This is a genomic window from Novosphingobium flavum, from assembly GCF_014230315.1.
Taxonomy (GTDB): domain Bacteria; phylum Pseudomonadota; class Alphaproteobacteria; order Sphingomonadales; family Sphingomonadaceae; genus Novosphingobium; species Novosphingobium flavum.
Window position 1 is genome coordinate 80,708 of the sequence record NZ_JACLAW010000005.1, and the last position, 21,394, is coordinate 102,101.

Sequence of the window (21,394 nt, forward strand, 5' to 3'; positions counted from 1 at the left end):
CATGCCTCGGAATTGAGGGGTGATCATGCCGCGCGGGCACGATCACTCCCAGATCATCCAATCTTGATGCCGTCAGGCCATTTCCGAAATTTTCGGTGACCATTCCGGACGAAGGACGAACAGCGTCGTCGTCGCGCCAAGAACCAGGAACGCGAAGATCGTCAGCATCGGCAGATCGTAGTCGTTGTTGCTGATCTGCAGCAACCAGCCAGTCAGCGCGCCCGCCACGCCGCCGGCGAAGCTGGTGGCGAACTGCTGCATGCCAGTCACCATCCCGACTGCCGGTTTCGGGATCAGCGTAATCCGGACCAAAGCAACCTGATTTGCGGTCGTGAGGCCGAGGCATGTCAACGAGAAGATATTCCAGAACAGCGCCAGATCGAGCGATTCTGTGCGCGCACCCAGCAGAATGGTGGAGGCACCAACATATCCGGCAATGGTGAATGCCTTGCGGGTACGTACCGCATTGGCGCCGCGTGCGATCAATCGATCGGCGGCCCAGCCGGCCAGGATGGCAACCGTTGCAATGCCGGCAAAGCTGAAGAACGTGAAGAGGCCGGAATCCTCCAGCGACAGGCCGCGCTGGTTGTGGAGATAGTCGGGCATCCATTGCATGCAGAAGAAGGTGAAATAGCTGTAGCAGAACATGACGACCATCGAGCCCCACACTACCGGGCTCGCCAGCAGATTTGAAATGGGGACCGATGACGCCTCCCGCTTTTGCTCAGCGCGCGCTTCCTTGCCCGGAAAGTCATTGCGCACTGCCATGATCCAGGGGATCAGCCAGACGAGGCCGACAACCCCCGAGGCGATGAACATGTCGCGCCAGCTGTAGTTCTCGATCAGCCAGATCGCCACTGGCGCGCCGATCGCCGGACCGAACTTGTTGCCTGCCGCGATGATGCCGGTGGCGACGCCGCTGTGCTCCTCGCTGAAATTGTTGCGCACCCAGCGGAAGCTCGCGGGAATGGCCATGGATTCCGCGGCCCCGATGATCAGGCGCATGACGACAAGCCCGGCCAGGGTATCCATCAAGCCGCTTGCCGCGGTAGCGAGACACCAGACCCCGAAGCATACGGCATAGGGCCATTTGACGCCGTAGCGATCGACCAGATAGCCGCACAGCAGGTGAAACAGGCCGTACGACCAGAAGAATGCCGAGTTCAGCCAACCCTTGCCGATGCTGCTCAGGGCGAAATAGGACGTGAAGCTCTTGGCAGCAATGGCGGACGACATGGTCGACCGGTCGATGTTGCTGATCATCACGCCAAGCGCGAGAAGCAGCAGGATCGCCCAACTGATCGTCGTTGACAGCGGCTTTACGGATTGGGTGGGCTTTTCAACGCTCTCGGCGGAAATACTGGCCATCGACGCCTCTCTCAATTATTGCGGTACAATGTTGTAACGCAGATATTTCTTTGACTTTTCATATTGATAGCATGAGCGGCGACGATGGCCGCTCCGTTATTTCAGGCCGAAGCCGAGCTGCATCAGAACCTCGCGCATCGTGTGCCGCCCGTCCAGCGACTCCTCGCTGTTGACGCGCTTGCTGATCTGCTTGGTCCAGTCTTGCTCTTTCATGCCTTGCTCGCGCTGGAATTCGCGCGCGCGGGCGTCGTAATCCTGTACCGCATCCAAAGCGGCCTGGTCGAAACCATACTGCTCGCTGAAAACGACGGCCTCGGGAGGGAGGCGCGGCTTCACGTCTGACGGCCGCTCCGGGTTCTGCTTGCCGATGCACTGCCCGAACAGGGCGAAAACATTGGACGGCAACCCAAGCTCGGCCGAGACCGCCAGCGGGTCGTTCCGCATTCCGCCGATGAAGATGCTCCCAAGGCCCATGGATTGCGCCGCGATCATTGCATTTTGCGCGGCGAGTGCGGTGTCGACCGCGCCCACCAGGAAGGTCTCGAAATAGGAAAGGCCTTCCGACGGCTCGCCGTGAAGTTCGGCGATCTTCTGTGAGCGGTTGAGATCGACCAGCCACACCAGGAAGAGGGGACAGTCGATGACATGCTTCTGGTTGTGCGCGATCTTCGAGAGACGAACCTTGCGGTCGTGGTCCTCGATGGCGATCATGCTCCAAGCCTGGAGATTGGACGATGTCGGCGCCGAAGAGGCGGCGGCGATCAGCGCCGGCAGGACGTCGGGATCGAGCGCATCGGGCAGGTAACCACGGACCGAACGGTGCGACAGGATGATGTCGAGCGTCTCGTTCCAGATTTCCGGCATCGCCCGATCCTGGCGGTAGCGCTTGTGGAGCGGCGAAGTGTGTGGGGAGAAGTCACTCATGCGAATATCCACTCTTAAGGATTTGATGCTGCGAGCACTTGAGGAAGCGATTCAGATGGCACCGCGGCGTCGAGGTCGACCGCGCGGACCCACATTTGCTGAACGCCCGGCTCAAGGTCGATGTCGTAGCGGCGAAGGAAGGTCAGGCGCCCGTCGTCGGCGATGCGGAAGAGGGACAGGCCGGCCGGAACGGTCTGCCGGTCGTCGTCGGTTCCGACGGACATCGCCGCCAGCGTCGCGGCGATCAGCACGGTCCCGCTGGGATCAATGGTGAAGCAGCGAACATGGAAGCCATGCGGATCGGCGAACTGGATCGCCTTGGGCTCTCCGGTCTCTTGGTCGATCGCAAAGACGGCGATGCTGTTCTCGCCGGCGTCGAACGGGAACGCGCCGATCGGGCTCGTCTTGGCGCTGACCCGATTGCTGGCATAGACCACGTGCCCGCGCGGATGAACGTGAATGGCGCCGCCGATCTGCACGATGCCCGGCACCGCCGGCTCCTGGATCAGGCTCGTCGTGAAGAGCGGCTCGGGCGAGAGCCGATCGTCGATCATCTGGTGCATGTGCAGCTCGTTTTGCAGCTCAACCACCACGTAGACCCAGGGCTTGGCGGGGTGGAACGCGACGTGCCGGGGGCCATAGCCATAGCCCTTTTTCCCGAACGGCATAACGTCCTGCCTGGAGGTCAACTGGCCATCGGCGAAGTCGAGTACCTTGAGCGAGCCGGGAATGCCGTCTGGCTTGTCCGGGCTGGGATTGTGGCCGCGGAACGCCATCACCACGCTGCGATTGGACGGGGTCGGCAAGACCTGATGGCAGAAGAAGCCGAGGTCGAGCTGGTCACCTTGCTCGATCTGCTGGCCCAAGGTGCCATCGGCGCGGATCGGGTGAACCGTGACGTGGGAGGGCGCGGTATAGCAGGTCAGCGCGTAACGCCCTTCGCCGTCGACCGAATTGTGGACCGCACGCTGGCGCAGGCGCTGTGCTTCCCCGTGAAGAGACAGCCCGCCGTCATCGTCGAGCTTGAGCGCGAGGAGATAGTGCTCGCTGCCGGTGATCGACATGCTGCCGCGCTCGGAATCCGTCGAGGTCACGTAGAGGTACTGCCCGGAGGGGTGAGGCCAGCCGTATTGCACGACCGACGGCATGGCGATCGACGCGCGCCGCTCCAGCGTGCCGTTCTCGGCGTCCAGCTCCCAGCGAGTTACGACGTTACCTACGCTATTGAAAATCGCGACCCGTCGCGGGTTGCTCGCGTTGTTGGAGGGCGTGGGCGAGGACATCAATTGCTCCAGTAGACAAGGAGAGTGGGTGAGTGTTGGTTCGTTGCGGTCTCGCGGCGGCACATGGGGCCGCAGGCGTGAACGCCCATCCTCGGGTGAAGTTCGTGCATCAGTCCCACCTAAGGAAGCCGCACGCATTCGACCCAGTTCGGGCCGTCGCCTACGCTGTATTCAGCGAGTTGGTCCAGCGCGCCGCTCGCGCCGTCGATGCGATAGACGACGAGGTTGCCGGAAACGTCGCCCGCGGCGAGCAGGAAGCGCCCGAACGGGTCTATGGCAAACCCGCGCGGGTCCGCTGGTGCCGGAAAATGCCCGGCGTTGGTGAGCCGGCCGGTCGCAGGGTCGACGCGAAATGCGGCGATCGTCAGCGAACCGCGGACGGAAACGTACAGCCATTTGCCGTCCGGCGTGCAATGCAGGTCGGAACCGCCGGCGCCAGCTTTGCTGTGCTGGTCAACTGGCTCAAAGCCGTCAGGCTTGGCGTCAGCGATCTGAATCTCCGACAGCATCCCGCTTTGCGGGTGGTAGCGGAAGGCGCAGACCGACGCGTCGTACTCATTGACGACGTAAAGGAAGCGGCCGCTCGGATGAAACCGCAGATGCCGCGGGCCGCGACCCGGTTCGACCATGATCGGCGACAGCGGTTCTAGGTCGAGCGCGCCGGTCACCGCGTCGAAGCGATGCCGGACGATGGCGTCGCCGTCGCAACTGGCACCGAAGATGAAGCGGTTGGTCGGATCGGGGATGACGGAATGCAGCTTCGGCGGCGTGCGAACCATGTCGCAGCCTTCCTGGACGAAACCTTGAGGCCCGATGGCGAAAACCGTTAGAATTCCGGTACGCTGCTCGCGTTTCGGATTGTTGGCGGCGATCATAAACCGGCCAGTCCGGTCAGTGACGATGTTGACCATGGACTCGTGCGCAAGGGTATTGCCCAGGTGAGTCAATCGGCCGCTGCTGCCGTCGATCGCAAAGGTGGCAAACGACCACGGCTGGTTACGCAGCGCAGCGTAGAGGAAGCGCCGGTCGGGGCTGATCGCCATTGGCATGACCTTGCCAGTGGCGGAAATTTGCTGGATCGGGGTCAACGCCCCGCTGTCGGGATCGAGCTGCAGAACGCTGATCTGCTTGCTGGCATGTTCCGACACGTAGACGTAGAATCGGCCCGCACTCATCAGCCTGCTCCCGTGCGGTGGCGCGAACCGGCCAAGTCGTCCATTCCTGCATCCTCCTTGGCCAACGCCGTGCCTCGAAATATGACGCTCTCGCGCATCCAGAGATCTTCGGGTCTGCCTCGAAGCGGTTATTGGCATTCGCGCTTCGCTATTAAAAACGATATTATTTGATCCCTATGATAAGATTCTGCGATGAGTTGGGGCGGCTCATGGCGCGTTGCCATTGAGGGCGTCACCACTTGGATCGCACCTGACAACACCCGCCGTTCGGTTTGTCGCAAGCCCGCCACACTCTGCGCGCCCGCGGGCCGGGTCATTGCCGAATTTGAACTTGAAAAAGTCGTCCAATTCCGACATCTCAGTCCCTCCCGGGCGGCAAGGGCGTCTTCCGGAATTTGGGTTTACCGGCGCAGAAGCGCCAGACCTTCTGATGTATCGCAACGCGTGGCAACGAAGCCGCACAGCCGGGATAACTTCTTGGGCTGGGCGGCTTTTTTCGTTTGCGCGGTGCCAACTGGATCGATTGCATTGGGCATTGAGCGCTTGCAGAACGGACGAATCGGGGTGTGCATCGCCGCGCCCGATGGCGCCGTGCGCGCCGGCCGGTGGCCGGACCAGGGCCTACCGCGTCACCAGGGCAAAGACCAAGGCAATGAACAGGACGAGCGAAACCAGCTGCCAGAAGCGGGCTGGATCGCGTTCGATCAGCGGCACGACGCGCTGGTTTACGCGCGCGACAGCCGCCCCGCCTTCAAGTGCGCGAAGCAGTTCAACGGCATCGCCAAAGCGTTCATCGGGATCGATGGCAACGCTGCGCGTCAGCATCGAGTCGAGCCAGGCCGGCAATTCGGGTCGATAGATGCTGGGCAATTCCGCCTTGCGGAAGCGTGGACGGCTGAACGCCTCGACCTCGCCATAGGGGTATCGCTTGGTGAAGATGCGCCAGAACGTAACCCCCAGCGCGAAGAGGTCGGTCTGCTCGTCGCCGAGATTGCCGGTGAACATTTCGGGTGCCAGGTAGCTTGGCGTGCCGGGAATCTCGTTTTGCGCGAATTCGTCGATGCGCGGCAGCCGCGCGACGCCGAGATCGATCAGCTTCAGGCCGCCATCGTGCGTCAGAATCACGTTGTCGGGCTTGATGTCGCGGTGGATGATATCGAGCTTGTGCAATGCGGCGACCGCGCGGGTCAGGCGGATCGCGATGCTAAGGCCTTCCTCCAGGCTGATCGGGCTGGAAAGCCTTTGCTCGAGCGTCTGCCCCTCGTGAAACGGCTGCACCCCGTAGAGCTGGCTCTGGCGTTCCTGCGGCACGGCGATCACGTCGCCCACGAACGGGCTGGCGACTCGGCTGCCAACGAGGATTTCCCGCGTGAAGGCCAGCTTTGCCCCGGACTCGGAGAGCAGCGACGGCTTGGGAAACTTGATGACGACGGCCTGTCCGTTGACCGTGTCGGTAGCCCGGAACAGCCGGGTATAGCGCCCGTCGGACAGCAGGCTGTCGAGGCGAAAACCGTCGATGCTTTCGCCTTCGCCCGGCGGCGGAAGGATCGGCAGGCGGTCGATGTCGCCGGCAAGGCTGTCATGGCCGAGGGCGGGCAGGGTGACAATGTCGAGGACGACGGCCGTGGCGTTGTCCTGGCTACCGGCGTCGAGCGCCGCCTCGACGATCGCGGCCGCATCCGCGTCGGCGGAATTGCGCGCTCCCATCAGCTTTTCGAGGCGCCGGCCCGACAGGGTGCCATGAACGCCGTCGGAGGTCAGCAGGATGCGGTCATGTTCGGCCAGCGCGATCTGGTGATGATCCAGCCGCAGGCGCTCCTCGATGCCCAGCGCGCGGTAGAGGATATGGCGCTGGTCGGGATGCGACCGGGTGTGATCCTGGGTCAACTGTGTGAGGCGCCCGTCACGGAAATGCCACGCGCGGCTATCGCCCACGTGCAGCACATGGCCCTTGCGGCCCTTGAGAACACAGGCGGTAAAGGTTGTGGCGGCATGTTCCATCGCGTCGCTGCGGCCCATCGCGCAAAGCCAGCGATTGAACGCGCCCATCACCGCATGAGCCGCCGCCGCCGCGCCGATCGTGTCGGGCTGGCAATAGAACCCGTCGATCAGCGCGCGAACCGCCAGTTCGGCGGCGACGCGCCCGCCCTTGGCGCCGCCCACGCCGTCAGCCACCGCCGCGATCATGCCGTGGCGGATGCGTTCAAGCTCGGTTGCGCTGTAGAACCCGGCGAAATCCTGGTTGTCCGGACGGACGCCCGCCTCGGATGCGTAGCCCCCGGCTACCAGCAAACGTCCTTCAGGTTTCACTCCGCCCGAACCTCCCATCGCGTGATCGCATATGCACGCACGAGGGGAGCGAAGGGCACTGTCCTGCGTCAAGCAAATTCCGCCACCGAAAGGAAATACACCTCATGAGCGGGAAATCATTCTGGCAATCCGGCCACCGGCCGACATTGATCATGGCATTTCTCTATTTCGACATCGCGTTCATGGTCTGGAACATGCTCGGCCCGCTGGCGCCGATCATCGCCAAGGAACTGAACCTCACCCCTGCCGAAAAGGGCTTCATCGTAGCCGTTCCCACCCTGGCGGGCGCGGTGCTGCGTCTCGTCAACGGGTTCCTCGTTGACCGGATCGGCCAGAAGACCACCGGTGCGATCGGCCAGCTGATCGTGATGGCCGGCCTGTTCGCGGCATGGTTCTTCGGGGTGAACACCCTGCACGGCACCATTGCGGTCGGCGTGGTTCTCGGCTTTGCCGGTGCGGCCTTCGCGGTCGCGCTGCCGCTCGCCTCGCGCTGGTATCCGCCGGAACACCAGGGCAAGGCGATGGGCATTGCCGGCATGGGCAATTCGGGCACGGTCTTTGCCGCCGTCTTCGCGCCGATGCTGGCCAAGGTGTTCGGGTGGAACAACGTGCTGGGCCTTGCGCTGATCCCGCTCGCAATCGTGTTCGTTGCCTATATGGCGCTGGTCAAGGACAGCCCCGACCAGCCTCCGGCGAAGTCCATGGACGAATATGTCGCCGCCTACTTCAAGATGCTGGGCGAGGGCGATGCCTGGTGGTTCATGCTGTTCTACGGCGTGACCTTCGGCGGTTTCGTCGGCCTCGGCGCCTCGCTCCCGCTGTGGTTCACCGGCGAACTGGGGATGACCCCGGTCTACGCGGGCTATGCCACGGCCGCCTGCGTCTTTGCCGGGTCGCTCGTCCGTCCGTTTGGCGGGGCGACGGCTGACCGGATCGGCGGCATCCGCACGCTGTCGATCGTCTATATGGTCGCGGCCGTGCTGTTGGTGGCGATTGCCTTCGCACCGACCGCCTTTGCCGTGATGTTCCCGCTGTTCTTCGCCGTCATGGCGACGCTCGGCATCGGCAATGGCGCGGTGTTCCAGCTGGTCCCGCAGCGCTTCCGCCACCAGATCGGCGTCATGACCGGCCTGGTCGGCTTTGGCGGCGGTGTCGGCGGGTTCTACCTGGCATCGTCGCTGGGTCTCGCCAAGCAATGGACGGGCAGCGCCTCGTCGGGGTTCCTGGTCTTCGCCGCGCTGGCGCTGGTTGCCCTTGCCGGCCTGACCTCGGTCAAGAAGCGCTGGCGCACGACCTGGGGCGCCGCGATCCAGGGGGTGCGTATCTGATCGTCAGACGCGCCAGTCCGGCGAACGCCCGGCGTCACGGGGCCGCTATGGCCCGGTGACGCCGGACTCGTCTGGGGGGGCGGAGACGCCAGCCCGTCCGCCAAGGGCTCAAGGCGTCGTTCCTCTTTTTCCGTTCTGCTGCTCGCGGCGGCGCGGAGCGGTTTTCCTATCCGGCCGGGAAGGTCACGCTGCCACGCTCGCCGCCGCGCCAGATGCGCGAGGGGGCCAGCGGGCTGGCATCGATCAGATGGCTCTCGATGTTGATCTCGCCCAGGCTGTTGACCCCAAACAGGGCTTCTGCCGCCAGCGCCTGGCCGCCACGGGCCGCAATCCGGTCGAGCATGGCCGGATTGGCCGCTGTCTCGCCCATCTGCGCGAGCGCTGCGTCGCGGGTTCCTGCGATGATCACGATGCGGTTGCCGCTCGGCCCGGCGAATGTCGCCAAATAGCCATAGTCGGGATACATGTCGTCGTGCCGGTCAGGCTGGCCGCCCCCGCTCTCGTAGTGCTTGCCCGTCGCCGTATCGATGATGTCGTCGTAGGTTGCCCCGATCCGATAACGCGAGCCGCCGAAGGTGGGATCGCGCAGCACGCCGAGGCCGCTGAGGAACCCGATATAGACGACGTTGCTGTCGCGGATCATGGTCGGGGTCAGGCTGGAGGCGGGGAGCACTTTGACCAGGTCAGGGCGGCGGGTGATCCTGGCGATGTTCATCAGCGCGCCGGCGGCCCCTACCGGCAGATAGCTCAGGTCGAGATCTTCGTATCCGGCCGCGCGGCGCGGATTGTCGCGGCGGAACCGGGCGAGATCGGCCGCGGAATTGACCGTATATTCGCGCACGAGCCGCGGTCCGCCATCCGGCGCGCCCATATCCGCGAAGATATAGTAGTCGCCAACCGCCACGATGGTCGGCTTCCCATTGTCGAGCAGTCTCTGCCAGACAGGGCTGGTCGACGCGCTCGCCGCCGCGTCCAGGGGGCGCAGCCACAGGGCAGCCGCGGCCGAGCCCACGGCGACGATCACCAGCGCTGCCGCCATGGCGGCAAGTGGCAGGCGCCGGGCGGTGGTCGGGGCAGGGGCGGGTTCGGCCGTGCGCAGCTCAAGCCGATAGGTGCCGCGGGGAATGGTCAAGCCTTCGCCCGCGGCATCACCGATCCGTTCCAGCCGTTGGCGCAACTTGTGGACATAGACCCGCGCGGTGGCATCGCGTGAGGGATCGAAGTCGGCCGGTCGTCCGAAGACTTCGATCGCCACCTCGGATTCCTTGGGCGAGCGGCGCTCGAGCGAGCATTGCGCCAGGTATTCGAACAGCCTGCGAACGTGGCCGGACCGGCCGAGGCCAGCATCGGCGCGGGCCACGGCGATCGCCGCCCTGAGGGCCGCAATGTCCGTCTCGTTCGTCACCGTCATCAAACCCCCGGCCGCCTGAAGGCGCCGTATTCCGCGTTAATGAACGTAATGGCAAACCGTAATTTACATGCATTTTGATCGGCTGTTCGCCACACGTCCCGCCCACGGGACAGCCCAGGCCGACCGCCGCGGTGCATGCGGCGCGCATCATCACGACCATGGAAATTCAGGGGAAAGTACCGTGAAGGGTTTGCCTCATTGCGCCGCGTTGTTGCTGGCGGGAACGCTGCTGGCCCCCGCACCGGCAGCGGCGCAGGATAGCGCGCCGGGCGCAGCGGCCGAAAGCGACGCCGCGCCCGCCGCGGACGCGATCGTGGTCTTCGGGCGCGGCGAGTTGAAGATCGGCGTCGCCCAGGCAGCGAGCGAAGGCACGATTTCGGGGGCCGACCTGCTGGTCCGTCCGCTGCTGCGTACCGCCGAACTGCTGGAAGCGGTTCCAGGCATGGTCGCCGCCCAGCACTCGGGGAGCGGCAAGGCCAACCAGTACTTCCTGCGCGGCTTCAACCTCGATCACGGGTCGGACTTCTCGACCTATATCGACGGGGTGCCGATGAACTTCCGCACGCACGGTCACGGGCAGGGCTATCTCGATCTCAACGGCCTGATCCCCGAGGTCGTCGCCCGCGAAGACTTCCGCAAGGGCCCCTATCGCGCCGACGGCGGTGACTTCTCGATGGCCGGCGCCGCCTACATGACCACGCTCGACAAGTTCGACCGGCCGTGGATATCGCTCGAAGGCGGCTCCTACGGTCACCGCCGGGTCGCGGCTGGGGGCACGATTGAGGACAAGTCCGGCGGCAAGCTGACCATGGTCGGCGAATTCCGCGTCTACGACGGTCCGTGGCAGGAGCCCGAGCACCTGCGCCACTATGCCGGTCTTGCCAAGTACGAACGGCAAACGTCGCTCGGCGAACTCGAACTGACCGTCCATGGCTATCGCGGCACGTGGCGGCCGACCGAGCAGATCCCCGAACGCGCCATCGGCACCGCAATCTGCGCCGACGTGTTCTGTTCGCCTGATCCGACCGCGACCGGCCAGACCACCCGCATCGTCTCGAATGCGAAGCTGTCCGGCGCTGACTGGCGGGCCAATGCCTATGCCCAGTACTACAACTGGGACATGTATTCGAACCCCGAGTACCACGACGATGCCGGGCAGAGCGCGCAGATCCACCAGTTCGACCGGCGCTGGACCTTCGGCCTCAATGGCGAGAAGACCTGGGCGCTGGGCGACAAGGTCGAGGTGAGCGTGGGCACGGAGAACCGCTTCGACTCGATCGGCAAGGTCGGCGTGGTCCACACCGACGCGCGCCGGTTCGTCAATTCGTTCGGGCTCTATTCGGTCGATGAAAGCTCTCTTGCCGGCTACACACAGGTTGTCGTGCGTCCGGTCGAGGGGCTGCGCCTGATCGGTGGCCTGCGCGGCGACTGGTATCATTACTCGGTCCGCGCGCTCGATGCCGAAGCGGCGAGCATCGGGACGGGGAGCGGCAGCAAGGGCCTCGTGTCGCCCAAGATTCAGGCGGCTTATCAGGTCAACGACAACATCGAGCTCTACGCGAACTGGGGTCGCGGTTTCCACTCCAACGATGTGCGAGGCACGGTCACGGCGACGCCGGTCCCCGCGCTGGTCGCGGGCACGGGCAAGGAACTGGGCGCCCGCTTCCAGTTCGGCAAGTTCAGCCTCACCGCCACTTACTGGTGGCTGAACCTGGGCAGCGAGCTCAAGTTCGTCGGCGATACCAACGCGGTTGAGCCGACCGGGGCCAGCCGCCGCCACGGTTACGAGCTGGTGGCATTCTGGCGGCCGTTCGACTGGCTGGCGATCGACGCCAACTACACCGCCAGCCACGCCCGATACGACAACGGCGACTATATTCCCAATTCGTTCGAAAACGCCGCCGCGGCGGGCATCTCGTTGGTCAAGGACGCCTGGGAGGGCAGCGTGCGGCTGCGCCACCTCGGGCCCTATCCGCTGATCGAGGACAATTCGCAGCGCGACAAGGGCTCCAACGTGGTCAACCTGCGGGGGGCGCGCAAGTTGGGCCGCTTCGAGGCCTTCGCCGAGGTGCTCAACCTGTTCGACAGCCGGGACAAGGACATGACCTACTGGTACACAGCCTATCTTCCGGCGATCGACGCCGAGCCCACCGAGGGCCGCCTCAGCCGCGTGGTCGAGCCGCGCACCCTGCGGGTCGGCTTCCGGGTAAACCTCTAGCCCGCATCCCGTTCGTTGCGTGCGTCAGGCGCCGGGATAAATGACCGAGAACGGCTTGTCGTCGCTGGCCATGTCCATCATCGCCTGCTCGATGTTTTTCGCAAGGCGCTGCAGCGCCTTGCGCGCGCCCTCCGGGTTGCGCGCGCAGATCGCGTCGATGATCGCGAGCCAATATGGCAGGGATACCTTGGCCCTGCCTGGCCGGTAGGTCTGCCGGAAGCGATGCCGGGCATTGCGCGCGCGCAGACGGTTCAGTTCGTCGGCGGCAACCGGAAGTTCGGCAATGGCGGTGTAGTGCTCGAATACGGCCCGCGTCGTTTCCGCGTATCCGACGGCATCGCCTTCCTCGGCCCGCTGCTCGAGGTTTCGAGCCAACTGGAGCATGCGCCGGGTTTGCGCGCCCGTGATCCGTTCAGCGGCGCGGCCGACGCAGAGGCTTTCGATGGCCATGCGCACCTCGAGGATCTGCAGCGCTTCCGCCAGCTCGACGACCCGCACCCGCGCCCCCTTGTTGGGGATGAGCACGACCAGTCCGTCCCGGTCGAGTTCCCTGAGTGCGGTGCGGATCGTGCCGCGGCTCGCGTGAAGCAATTCGCACAATTCAGCTTCCACCAGCCGTTGCCCGGGAACGAGGCGGCCGCGCAGGATGCTTTCGGTGATCGCCTTCACGACTTCGTCATGGCCGACTTGCTTTCGCCTGTTCTGCGTCAACGTCGCGGCGGTCACTCAAGGTTCCTCCTTCGATGGTCAGGGATGCGGGGAATTCCCTAGGTTCAATCTAGTCCTGCACGCCGCCTCAAGGAACAGAAATCACGCCGATTGTCCAAAAAATCAAGACAATCCATCAAGGCCGAAATCCCTCTTGCCGCCTGTCAGAGTGCGGTGGGCCGACCAGGTTCGCAGTGCATCAACTGTGAGGGGAAGGGCGCCGCAAGGCGCCGCGCCAGTTTCCAGTCGCCCGAGAGCCAGAGCCCATAGTCTTCCGGGTGCAGGATGACCGGCATTGTTCCGGGCCGGTTTCGGGCGGCCGGCCCATTTGCCTCTGTGGTCAGGACGGCAAAGCTCGCCACTTCGGAATCGCGCCAGATTCCGGCAAAGGCGAAAATCGGGGCAGAGGGTAGCGAGAACCAGCGAGGCGCCCCGGCGCCCGGCCTGCTCCCGCCTTCCAGATAGCGTGTCACCGGGACAAGGCAGCGAAATTGCGTGTGCCTGAGCGTGCCGATCCAGAACGGGCTGGCAAGGTTTCGTACGGCAGTGACCACATGCTCTCCGCGCGGCGGTGGCGGCACGCCCCACTGGCGCGGCACCATCCGCCGCACCCCGTCCTGCCCGCGGATGACCACAGGCGCGTACTGGCCCGGCGCCACATCGCCTCCGCCCCACACGTCGCCATTCGTATCGGCGCCGAGCGCGCTGGCGATCTGGTCAGCCCGGGCATCGAGGCGGTAGAAGTTCACGTGGTCAGCCCGTCCGGCCGGCGCGCAGTATCAGTCGCGCCCCTTGCCCTCGTACCAGTCCTGCCGCCCGGTTTCCTCGATCGCCCAGATCCAGGCCTCGTTGAAGGCGGCGGTTGAAAAGCTGAACTCGGCCCGGGCCAGGTCGCGGTATTGATCCTTGGTCAGGGTCTTGGCCTTGCCCTCGCTCATCTGCGGGATCAGCCAGTCGAGGCATTTCTGCCGATCTTCCCTGGCGCGCGCGGCGGATATGGCCCGGTTGGTCTTCATCGTCCTGTCCTAGCCGAGCTTGAGGCCGAGGTCAGCCAGCAACTGCGCGGCCTGCTCGCGCGAGATGGTGGCGCCGCGAAACAGCCCGGCGTCGTTCAGGCGAATTCCGCCGAGATCCGCGCCGCGCAGGTCCGCATGATCGAAGCGCGCGCCGGCCACATGGGCATCGCGCAAGCTGCACTCCTCGAAAACTGCGGCGCGGAAATCGCACTTCCTGAGGTCCGACTGGCTGAAATCGACCCGGCGCAGGTTTTGCTGGCGGAAGGAGAAGGCCGGCAGCTTGGCGCTGATCAGAAGCGTTTCCGCAAAGCGAATGTCCATATGGCTGGCCTCGGACAGGTCGGCGCCAGTCAACTTGCATCCCGTGAACGAGGCCCCGGTCAGGGTGCTCCGGCGCAGCACGGCATTGTTGTAGTCGCTCGAGGCGAAGACCGCGTCGGAAAGGTCGGCACCGACGAAGCTGGCAAAGCCGCCCCGGCACGATTGCCACCGGGAGCCTTCAAGCCGGGCCCCGTTGAACTTCGCGTGGCGCAGGTCGCAGCGCTCGAAGGCCCATCCCTCAAGGTCCAGATCCGACAGGTCCGCTTCCGCGAGATCGCAGTCGATCAGGTGGGCGGGGGCCGGTCCGGCGGCAAGCGCCTGCAGGTCGGCCCGGACCAGCGATTGCCCGCGCAGGGCCCGGTCGGAAAACAGATCATCCATTGCTCACCCAGTACCACGGCGGCGCGTTCAATCCAGTGCCGGAGCGCCCGGCCGAAGGTTTTTCCTCGCCGACGCTCTCCGAAGTGTCCCGCTTTTCCCGATCGTGAATTGCGCGGCACAGGACATGATGGGCCGAGGTTGCTCATGGCGCGATCTGCGGTTATCTATTGGAGGTGAAGCCGCTGCCGGAGCCTCGGTCATGGGCGTGGATCTCAATCACACCATCGTCTGGTGCACAGACCAGGCAGCCTCGGCCAAATTCATGGCCGAAATTCTGGGCCGACCGGCGCCGAGGCGCTTTGCCCACTTCGACGTTGTCGACCTGGATAATGGCGTGTCACTCGATTTCGCCAATGCCGAGCGGCCGATCGCGCAACAACACTATGCCTTCCTGCTCAACGACGCAGATTTCGACGCCGTTTTCGGCCGCATCAAGGATCACGGGATCGACCACTGGGCAGATCCCGGGAAGAGCAGGCCCGGCCAGATCAATCATCACGACGGCGGCCGGGGCGTCTATTTCCCCGATCCGGATGGGCACCTGCTTGAGGTGATCACAAAGCCTTACGGCTCCGGCGGCTGACGAGGGGGCAGGAAGGCCTCCCGCATTCGGCCTTCGGAGGTCGTGCTGCCCGCGGCTCGCCCTCACCATTCGGGCAGTCGCTCCCTGCCGATGAGCGGGACAAAGCGGCACGCACCCAGATCCTCTTCCTCCCAATGCCTGGCGCCGGTCCGACTGATCTGCCGCAGCGACTGCACATGTTCTGACCTGGCAGGACTGATCAGTCGCCCTCCGGTCGGCAGTTGTTCCTTCAGGGCGCCCCGGCACCTGTCCGCTGCCGTTCCCCGCTTCGCCTGTCGGCAGGGCTGGAGCGGCCTCCGGGATGCCGGCATCGGACCTGATTGTTGTCTGTTCTCAATCGACAATCATCGAAACATTATACCAAAACCACGCTTCGAATTGGAGTTCCCGGGCAGGATTGGCCACGAAGCGCGGACCAAAGAAATTCCACATGATGCTGAACGGCGGGCACGGCTGGACTGCGCGGAATTGCTGCTGCGATTTTGCGCCAGAGGAGCTGCGCGCGTTGAAATCGGACGCAGCAGGGGCACGTGGCTCCGGCCGGGTCCGAACCGGCTCATGAATGGATCAGACCGGAGAGGACGATGATGACCCGTTCGCGGATGATGGGTGCGCTGCTGGCGCGCGCGAGCCTGATTTCCCTGCCGCTGGCTCTCCTGCCGGCTGCCGCTCATGCCCAGGCTGCCCCGGATGCGGACGGCACCGGAGCCGAGATCATTGTCACCGGATCCCGCACGATCACCAACGGCAACCAGAGCCCGACCCCGCTTACCGTGGTCAACGTCCAGGCGCTGCAGACCGTCCAGCCTTCGACCTTGTCCGACAACCTCAACCAGTTGCCGGTCTTTGCCGGATCGCGCAGCCAGTTCGGCAATCCTTCCGGAAATGCCGGCGCGGCCAACCAGCTCAACCTGCGCAATCTGGGCGCTAACCGCAACCTGCTGCTGTTCGATGGTCACCGCATCCCGCCGACGCTGAGCGACGGCACCGTCGATTCCGACATGGTCCCGCAGATGCTGATCGAGCGGGTCGACATGGTCACCGGCGGGGTCTCGGCGGTCTATGGTTCGGACGCGATCTCGGGCGTGATCAACTTCATTCCCGATCGCAAGTTCAGCGGGCTCAAGCTCCAGGCCCAGGCCGGGATCAGCCGCTATGGCGACGGCGCCCAGCAGAACGGCGGGATCGCCTGGGGCACCGGCCTGTTCGGCGGGCGCGGCCACTTCGAGGCGAGCTACGAATACCGCAACGACGAAGGCGTGCTGCACCGCAATTCGCGGCCGTGGAACCCGGAATGGTCGGTCGTCGGCCTCGGCACTCCGGCCAATCCCTATACCCTCGCGCCGAATGTCCGCCTTTACACCACCGCCTTCGGCGGCCTGATCACCAGCGGCGCGCTCTCGGGCCAGGTCTTCAAGAGCAACGGCGTCCTCTCGGCCTTCCAGCGCGGCACGGGCAGCGCGGGTTCCGCTCTGGTCGAGATCGGCGGCGACGGCGCTTATTACGACGATTCGATGAAGGCCCCGCTGCGCAGCCACCAGATGTTCGCGCGGCTGGACTACGACCTGACCGAGGCCGTTCACGCCTATGTGAACTTCGCCGGGGTCATCAAGAAGAACGAGCAGTACCAGGCCGCACCGATGCTGGCCAACGTGACGATGAGCTCGTCCAACCCCTTCCTCGCCCAGGCCTATCGCACCGCGCTGGCCAATGCCTCGCAGTCCACGTTCAAGATGAGCGAGTTCATGTCGGGCAATGCCGAAAGGCGCGTGGCGGAGAGCGATCTCAATTCGTTCATCGCCAGCGGCGGGCTGGAAGGCAGGATCGGGGATTACCGCTGGAATCTCTCGCTGCAGCACGGCTGGACCCAGCAGAAGTCGATCGCCCGCAACAACGTCAACCAGCAGCACCTGTGGGCAGCGCTCGATGCCGTGGTCAATCCGGCGAACGGCCAGATCGTCTGCAACGTGACCCTGACCAACCCCGCAGCCAATCCAGGCTGCGTCCCGCTCAACATTTTCGGCCCGACGGCCGCCAGCGCCGAGGCAAGCCGCTACATCATGGCGGATACGACCGCGATCGCCCGCTCGACCATGGACGATGCCGAGTTCAGCCTTGCCGGCTCGCCCTTCGATACCTGGGCCGGTCCGCTGGACCTCGCCCTGTCGGGTGAATATCGCCGCCAGACGCTCTACCAGGTCAGCGATGCGCCAGACAGCCTGCTGGCGAATTGCACCGGCCTGAACTTCAACTGCACCTCGACCTCCACGCTCTACCAGACCACGGCCAACAACCTGCCCAAGGTCAGCCAGATCGTGTGGGAAGGGGCGGTCGAGGCCAATGTCCCGCTGCTCAAGGATTCAGCCCTGGGCCGCTCGATGACCGTGAACGGCGCGGCGCGCTACACCTCGTACAAGACCAGCGGCAACTACGTGACGTGGAAGCTGGGGCTCGACTGGCAGCTGACCGATACCCTGCGCCTGCGCGCCACCCGGAGCCGCGACATCCGCGCGCCCTCGCTTAACGAGCTGTTCGCCCCGCGCACCGTGGCGGTCTCGCTGCTGCAGGATCTCCTGACCAGCACCGCGCCCACGGTCCCGCTCTACAGCGGCGGCAATCCCGGCCTGAAGGCGGAGATCGGCCACACCACCACGGCCGGCATCGTCTGGAAGCCGAGCCCGGCCTTCAGCATCGCGCTCGATGGCTATCACATCCGCATCACCGATGCCCTGTCGAACGAGCGCGGCAACCTCGCGGCCAACCAGCAGGCCTGCTACGCGAGCGGCGGCGCTTCGCCCTATTGCCTGTTGCAGGTGCGGCCTAATGGCTTCACCGACACCTCGATCGCCAACCAGGTGCAGGCCTTCTACAGCCGCAATATCAACCTCGCCGAGATCAAGGCCTACGGTCTCGACCTCGAGGTCAATTACCAGGGCGAACTGTTCGCCCGGCCGTTCTCGACCCGGCTGTTCGTCAATCACCAGCCCAAGCTGACCTTCCGCACCACCAATTCGGTGCTCGAACACGCGGGCGTCGCCTATGACACCGGCTCGCTCTATCCCTCGCCCAAGTGGTCGGCCACGGCCCTGTTCCACATCAAGCCGACCGACAGCTTCAGCGTCGACGTGATGGAACGCTGGCGCTCCACGCTTACCCATCAGGTCTCGCCCGCCCAGATCTGGACCAACCCGCTGGTGCCCTCGTTCTATACCACCAACCTCAACCTCAACTGGACGGTCGAGGGCGGGCGCGGCAAGTTCGACTTCTTCGTCAACGTCCAGAACCTGCTCGACCGGACGCCGCCGCCCGCGGCCTATTACAACAGCCCGCAGCCCGGCCAGTTCGGCGGCTGGGCCATCGGCGACGATCCGATGGGGCGCTATTTCACCTTCGGCGTGCGGTGGCGGGGCTGATCTTCCGCAACGCCGAAAACCCTGCCCTTGCGGCACAGATGCGCAGTACAAGACCTTACGGGAGAGAAAACACCATGCGCCTTCGTCACGCCCTGATTGCCCCGCTGCTGGCCTGTGCAATGGCCATGCCCGCACTTGCCCAGGATGGCGGCGCGCTCAAGCGCAGCTACATCCGTCTCGGGCGCGAGGCCAATGCCGTGCTGGTCGAACCGGCCACGCCTGGCCCCAACGGGCATATCGTGGCGATCAACGTCCACCCGGACAATCTCAATACCTTTGAATACTTCATCGGCCGCAAATTGGGTGAACGCGGCTACCGCACGATCGAGATCAACTTCTACGGCAAGGAGACCACGTTCGAGGTCTTCCTCGATCCGATCGCGGCGGCAATCCGCTATGCCCGCAAGCTGCCGGGCGTCGACAAGGTCATCCTCGTCGGCCACAGCGGGGGCGGGCCGGAGCTGACCTTCTACCAGGAAGTCGCCGAAAAGGGCCCCTCCGCCTGCCAGCAGGCCAACCGCATTTCCAAGTGCGGCGGCAAGGGGCTGGAGAACCTGCCCAAGGCCGATGCCATGCTGGTGCTCGAAGCCAATATCGGCGCGCCGCACCGTCTCCAGGGCCTCGATCCGGCGATCGTCGGCAACAAGCCCGCGCCGCGCAATCCCGCGCTCGATGCCTATGCCGCGCAGAACGGCTTCGATCCCAAGACCGGCACGGCCCGCTACAGCGCGGCATTCCAGCAGCGCTACGAAGCCGGACTGCATCGCCGCAGCGAAGCCGTGATCGCCGAGGCGAAGGCCCGCGTGGCCGCGCTCGACGCGGGCAAGGGCCTGTTCCGCGATGACGAGCCCTTCGTCGTCGTCGGCACGGCCACCAGCTCGCTCGGCCCCCGGCTAAACCTGCAGGATGGCTCGATCCTGTCCGAAACCCACGGCACTCACCTCAATCTCAAGGCCGACGGCAGCCGCCCGGTCGAGATCGTGAAAAGCGTGCGCAAACCCGGCGCCCCCGCGCTCGACCAGCGCAACACGATGGAGGACACGGTGATGGATACCACCGTGCGCCACTACCTTTCGTTCTCGGCGATCACCACCACCCCCGCCTTCGCCATGACCCGCAACGACATCAAGGGGGTGGACTGGTCCTCCTCGGCCAACTCTGCCGCGGGCTCGGTGCGCAACATCACCGTGCCCACGCTGGTCATGGCCGGCAGCTGCACGATCCACATGATCCCGCTCGAGATCGTGTTCGACCAGTCTGCGGCGGCGGACAAGGAGTTCGTCGTCGTGGACGGCGGCAATCACGAATTCGGCCCCTGCCGCCCGGAGTTCGGCGACAGCCAGAAGCGTGCCTTCGATTACGTGGAAAGCTGGCTGGCAAAACGCTTTCCCGTGGCCGGCTGAGCCGCATCGGACGGCCTGCGGGATGGGGGCGGCGGTGGGTGTAACAGCCTGCCGTCGCCCCTCTCTCTATCCGCGAGGTGAATGGCAGAAATGTTCGGGTTGGGTCGGCCGCTTTGTCAGCGTGTACGGACCGCCCGCCTTTACCCCCTAAGCCGCCAACCCCGCGTGCTTCATCCGGTCCACCCGGGCCTTGAGGTTGTCGAGAAACTGGCTCTGGATCGCCGATGGCCGCCACCCGGCGCGCGTCGTCACCCCGATCATGCTGGCCCCGCCGCGCAGCGGCGGGCCAAGGATCGCCAGCCCGCCGTTCGCCACCTCGCGGCTGACCTGTTCGGGCGAGAGCAGGGCGAGCCAGTCCCCCTCGAACAGCAGGCCGTGGATGGCGAGGACCGAGGAACACTCCACCGCCACCGGCGGCGGCGGGATGCCCATGTCGAGGAACATGTTTTCCCAGGCCACCCGCTTGGGCGCGGTGCGGCCCGACATGATCCACGGATATCGGGCGAGGTCATGGAGATCGATCTGGTCCAGTTCGGTCAGCGGGTGATCGCTGCGCGCGACGACCGAGAAATGGTCCTTGTAGAGCGGGGTCTGCACGATTTCGGGCGAGGGGTTGGGAATGCGCAGCGCGCCCACGATCATGTCCAGTTCGCCCGCCGTCAGCCGCGCCAGAAGCTCGCTGTAAGGCCCGTCGATGATGGCAATGGTCGCGCCCGGTTGCTTTGCGTGGAAATCGCACACCGCCTCCGGGATCAGCTTGGCCCGCACCAGCGGCATGGCCCCGATCGTCAGCCGCCCGCCGATCTGGCCGCGCCGCATGTCGAGATCGGCGATCACCGCCTCGATCTCGGCCACGGCGCGCCGCGCGGCCCCGGCAATGGCCCGCGCCCCGTCGGTCGGCACGACCGAGCGCCCGCGCCGCTCGAACAGGATGATGCCCGATAGCTGTTCGAAATCGCGCACCGCGCGGTGAATGGCCGAGGCCGAGATTCCGGTCGCCCGGTTGGCGAGGATGAAGTTGCCGCTCTGCACCGCCGCGATCACTGCGCGCAGGTGCGTGAAGCTGACCCGCAGCAACATGGCCCGCCCGTCGATCCAGCGGCGCGAGGAGGTGGCCGGGCGGCACTCCTCGAATGCTGCGGCCAGTTCCTGCGCAGCGCGATCGACCCGGTCGATCAGCTCGATCCCGGCCGGGGTCGGCGTGATCCCGTCGCGGTGGCGGTCGAACAGGCGGTGTTGCAGCGTGCCTTCCAGCTTGACCACGGCCTGGGTCAGAGCGGGCTGCGAAAGGTGCACCGCTTCGGCCGCGCGGCTCAGGCTGCCAAGCTGCTTGATCTCGCTCAGCGCCATCAGGTGGCGCAGGTTAAGGTCGTAGGGCGTCATGATCAGAATTCTGCATATCTTATAGATATCCGAAAGAACGAAGTTTGGTGCAAGCCACAAATAGGCCACTATGCATTTGTTCGCGGAAATGACCGTCCGTGCCGGTTGCCCGAAACTTATGTTCGGGCAAGGCGTGGGAGAACGGCGCGCGTTGGAGGGGATATGATCG

Annotated in this window: 17 protein-coding genes; 5 read left to right on the forward strand and 12 right to left on the reverse strand. The window is 65.0% G+C overall.

Annotated features, from left to right (window positions below; translation table 11 throughout):
* Window positions 1–72 precede the first annotated feature (72 nt).
* From H7F51_RS07515 to H7F51_RS07535, 5 genes are all read right to left on the reverse strand, one after another.
* Complete coding sequence (locus tag H7F51_RS07515; RefSeq protein WP_185663630.1) at window positions 73–1,368, reverse strand: MFS transporter; 1,296 nt, start codon at window positions 1,366–1,368, stop codon at window positions 73–75.
* Window positions 1,369–1,464: 96 nt separating this feature from the next.
* Window positions 1,465–2,292 (reverse strand): NADPH-dependent oxidoreductase, encoded by an 828-nt coding sequence (locus H7F51_RS07520; RefSeq protein WP_185663631.1) that lies wholly within the window; start codon window positions 2,290–2,292, stop codon window positions 1,465–1,467.
* A gap of 14 nt (window positions 2,293–2,306) precedes the next feature.
* The gene (locus H7F51_RS07525; protein WP_185663632.1) at window positions 2,307–3,575 is read right to left on the reverse strand and encodes a lactonase family protein; all 1,269 of its coding nucleotides are present in this window, start codon (window positions 3,573–3,575) and stop codon (window positions 2,307–2,309) included.
* A 119-nt stretch (window positions 3,576–3,694) separates the two neighbouring features.
* A complete protein-coding gene (locus tag H7F51_RS07530) occupies window positions 3,695–4,750 on the reverse strand; it encodes a lactonase family protein (RefSeq protein ID WP_185663633.1) in 1,056 nt (351 codons plus the stop codon).
* A 621-nt stretch (window positions 4,751–5,371) separates the two neighbouring features.
* Entirely contained in the window at window positions 5,372–7,060 is a 1,689-nt protein-coding gene (locus tag H7F51_RS07535; protein WP_343061244.1) for a bifunctional protein-serine/threonine kinase/phosphatase, read from the reverse strand.
* Between the two features lie 104 nt (window positions 7,061–7,164).
* On the opposite strand from H7F51_RS07535, the gene H7F51_RS07540 reads away from it, so the two are divergent.
* A complete protein-coding gene (locus H7F51_RS07540) occupies window positions 7,165–8,388 on the forward strand; it encodes an MFS transporter (protein WP_185663635.1) in 1,224 nt (407 codons plus the stop codon).
* 166 nt (window positions 8,389–8,554) lie between these two features.
* Here the strand turns inward: H7F51_RS07540 and H7F51_RS07545 are convergent, their stop codons facing one another.
* A complete protein-coding gene (locus H7F51_RS07545; RefSeq protein ID WP_185663636.1) occupies window positions 8,555–9,799 on the reverse strand; it encodes a hypothetical protein in 1,245 nt (414 codons plus the stop codon).
* A 181-nt stretch (window positions 9,800–9,980) separates the two neighbouring features.
* Here H7F51_RS07545 and H7F51_RS07550 point away from each other — a divergent pair, with 181 nt between their 5' ends.
* Window positions 9,981–12,017 carry a TonB-dependent receptor gene (locus H7F51_RS07550; protein ID WP_425491013.1) on the forward strand — a complete coding sequence of 679 codons (2,037 nt, stop codon included), beginning with the start codon at window positions 9,981–9,983 and terminating at the stop codon, window positions 12,015–12,017.
* A gap of 24 nt (window positions 12,018–12,041) precedes the next feature.
* Here H7F51_RS07550 and H7F51_RS07555 read toward each other — a convergent pair whose 3' ends face one another.
* The 4 genes from H7F51_RS07555 to H7F51_RS07570 form a co-directional block, all read right to left on the reverse strand.
* Entirely contained in the window at window positions 12,042–12,743 is a 702-nt protein-coding gene (locus H7F51_RS07555; protein ID WP_185663638.1) for an FCD domain-containing protein, read from the reverse strand.
* A 146-nt stretch (window positions 12,744–12,889) separates the two neighbouring features.
* Window positions 12,890–13,474: an SOS response-associated peptidase family protein gene (locus H7F51_RS07560; protein ID WP_185663639.1), complete on the reverse strand. Its 585-nt coding sequence runs from the start codon at window positions 13,472–13,474 to the stop codon at window positions 12,890–12,892.
* A gap of 30 nt (window positions 13,475–13,504) precedes the next feature.
* Entirely contained in the window at window positions 13,505–13,741 is a 237-nt protein-coding gene (locus tag H7F51_RS07565; RefSeq protein WP_185663640.1) for a hypothetical protein, read from the reverse strand.
* 9 nt (window positions 13,742–13,750) lie between these two features.
* Window positions 13,751–14,443, reverse strand: a complete 693-nt coding sequence (locus H7F51_RS07570; RefSeq protein ID WP_185663641.1) for a pentapeptide repeat-containing protein — start codon at window positions 14,441–14,443, stop codon at window positions 13,751–13,753.
* Between the two features lie 199 nt (window positions 14,444–14,642).
* On the opposite strand from H7F51_RS07570, the gene H7F51_RS07575 reads away from it, so the two are divergent.
* Window positions 14,643–15,026, forward strand: coding sequence for a VOC family protein (locus tag H7F51_RS07575; RefSeq protein WP_185663642.1), 384 nt, complete (start codon window positions 14,643–14,645; stop codon window positions 15,024–15,026).
* Between the two features lie 62 nt (window positions 15,027–15,088).
* Here the strand turns inward: H7F51_RS07575 and H7F51_RS18955 are convergent, their stop codons facing one another.
* Complete coding sequence (locus H7F51_RS18955; RefSeq protein WP_185663803.1) at window positions 15,089–15,337, reverse strand: hypothetical protein; 249 nt, start codon at window positions 15,335–15,337, stop codon at window positions 15,089–15,091.
* A gap of 273 nt (window positions 15,338–15,610) precedes the next feature.
* Between H7F51_RS18955 and H7F51_RS07585 the strand changes: the two genes are divergently transcribed.
* Window positions 15,611–18,439: a TonB-dependent receptor plug domain-containing protein gene (locus H7F51_RS07585; protein WP_185663643.1), complete on the forward strand. Its 2,829-nt coding sequence runs from the start codon at window positions 15,611–15,613 to the stop codon at window positions 18,437–18,439.
* 74 nt (window positions 18,440–18,513) lie between these two features.
* Window positions 18,514–19,842 carry an alpha/beta hydrolase gene (locus tag H7F51_RS07590; protein ID WP_185663644.1) on the forward strand — a complete coding sequence of 443 codons (1,329 nt, stop codon included), beginning with the start codon at window positions 18,514–18,516 and terminating at the stop codon, window positions 19,840–19,842.
* Between the two features lie 147 nt (window positions 19,843–19,989).
* Here the strand turns inward: H7F51_RS07590 and H7F51_RS07595 are convergent, their stop codons facing one another.
* Window positions 19,990–21,225, reverse strand: coding sequence for a LysR substrate-binding domain-containing protein (locus H7F51_RS07595; protein ID WP_185663645.1), 1,236 nt, complete (start codon window positions 21,223–21,225; stop codon window positions 19,990–19,992).
* Between the last annotated feature and the right edge of the window lie 169 nt (window positions 21,226–21,394).

What these genes read in the sequence shown, in the direction of transcription:
- H7F51_RS07515 (WP_185663630.1), bottom strand. Translation starts at nt 1,368, where the DNA reads ATGGCCAGTATTTCCGCCGAGAGCGTTGAAAAGCCCACCCAATCCGTA.
- H7F51_RS07520 (WP_185663631.1), bottom strand. Translation starts at nt 2,292, where the DNA reads ATGAGTGACTTCTCCCCACACACTTCGCCGCTCCACAAGCGCTACCGC.
- H7F51_RS07525 (WP_185663632.1), bottom strand. Translation starts at nt 3,575, where the DNA reads ATGTCCTCGCCCACGCCCTCCAACAACGCGAGCAACCCGCGACGGGTC.
- H7F51_RS07530 (WP_185663633.1), bottom strand. Translation starts at nt 4,750, where the DNA reads ATGAGTGCGGGCCGATTCTACGTCTACGTGTCGGAACATGCCAGCAAG.
- H7F51_RS07540 (WP_185663635.1), top strand. Translation starts at nt 7,165, where the DNA reads ATGAGCGGGAAATCATTCTGGCAATCCGGCCACCGGCCGACATTGATC.
- H7F51_RS07545 (WP_185663636.1), bottom strand. Translation starts at nt 9,799, where the DNA reads ATGACGGTGACGAACGAGACGGACATTGCGGCCCTCAGGGCGGCGATC.
- H7F51_RS07565 (WP_185663640.1), bottom strand. Translation starts at nt 13,741, where the DNA reads ATGAAGACCAACCGGGCCATATCCGCCGCGCGCGCCAGGGAAGATCGG.
- H7F51_RS07570 (WP_185663641.1), bottom strand. Translation starts at nt 14,443, where the DNA reads ATGGATGATCTGTTTTCCGACCGGGCCCTGCGCGGGCAATCGCTGGTC.
- H7F51_RS07575 (WP_185663642.1), top strand. Translation starts at nt 14,643, where the DNA reads ATGGGCGTGGATCTCAATCACACCATCGTCTGGTGCACAGACCAGGCA.
- H7F51_RS18955 (WP_185663803.1), bottom strand. Translation starts at nt 15,337, where the DNA reads ATGCCGGCATCCCGGAGGCCGCTCCAGCCCTGCCGACAGGCGAAGCGG.
- H7F51_RS07585 (WP_185663643.1), top strand. Translation starts at nt 15,611, where the DNA reads ATGATGACCCGTTCGCGGATGATGGGTGCGCTGCTGGCGCGCGCGAGC.
- H7F51_RS07590 (WP_185663644.1), top strand. Translation starts at nt 18,514, where the DNA reads ATGCGCCTTCGTCACGCCCTGATTGCCCCGCTGCTGGCCTGTGCAATG.
- H7F51_RS07595 (WP_185663645.1), bottom strand. Translation starts at nt 21,225, where the DNA reads ATGACGCCCTACGACCTTAACCTGCGCCACCTGATGGCGCTGAGCGAG.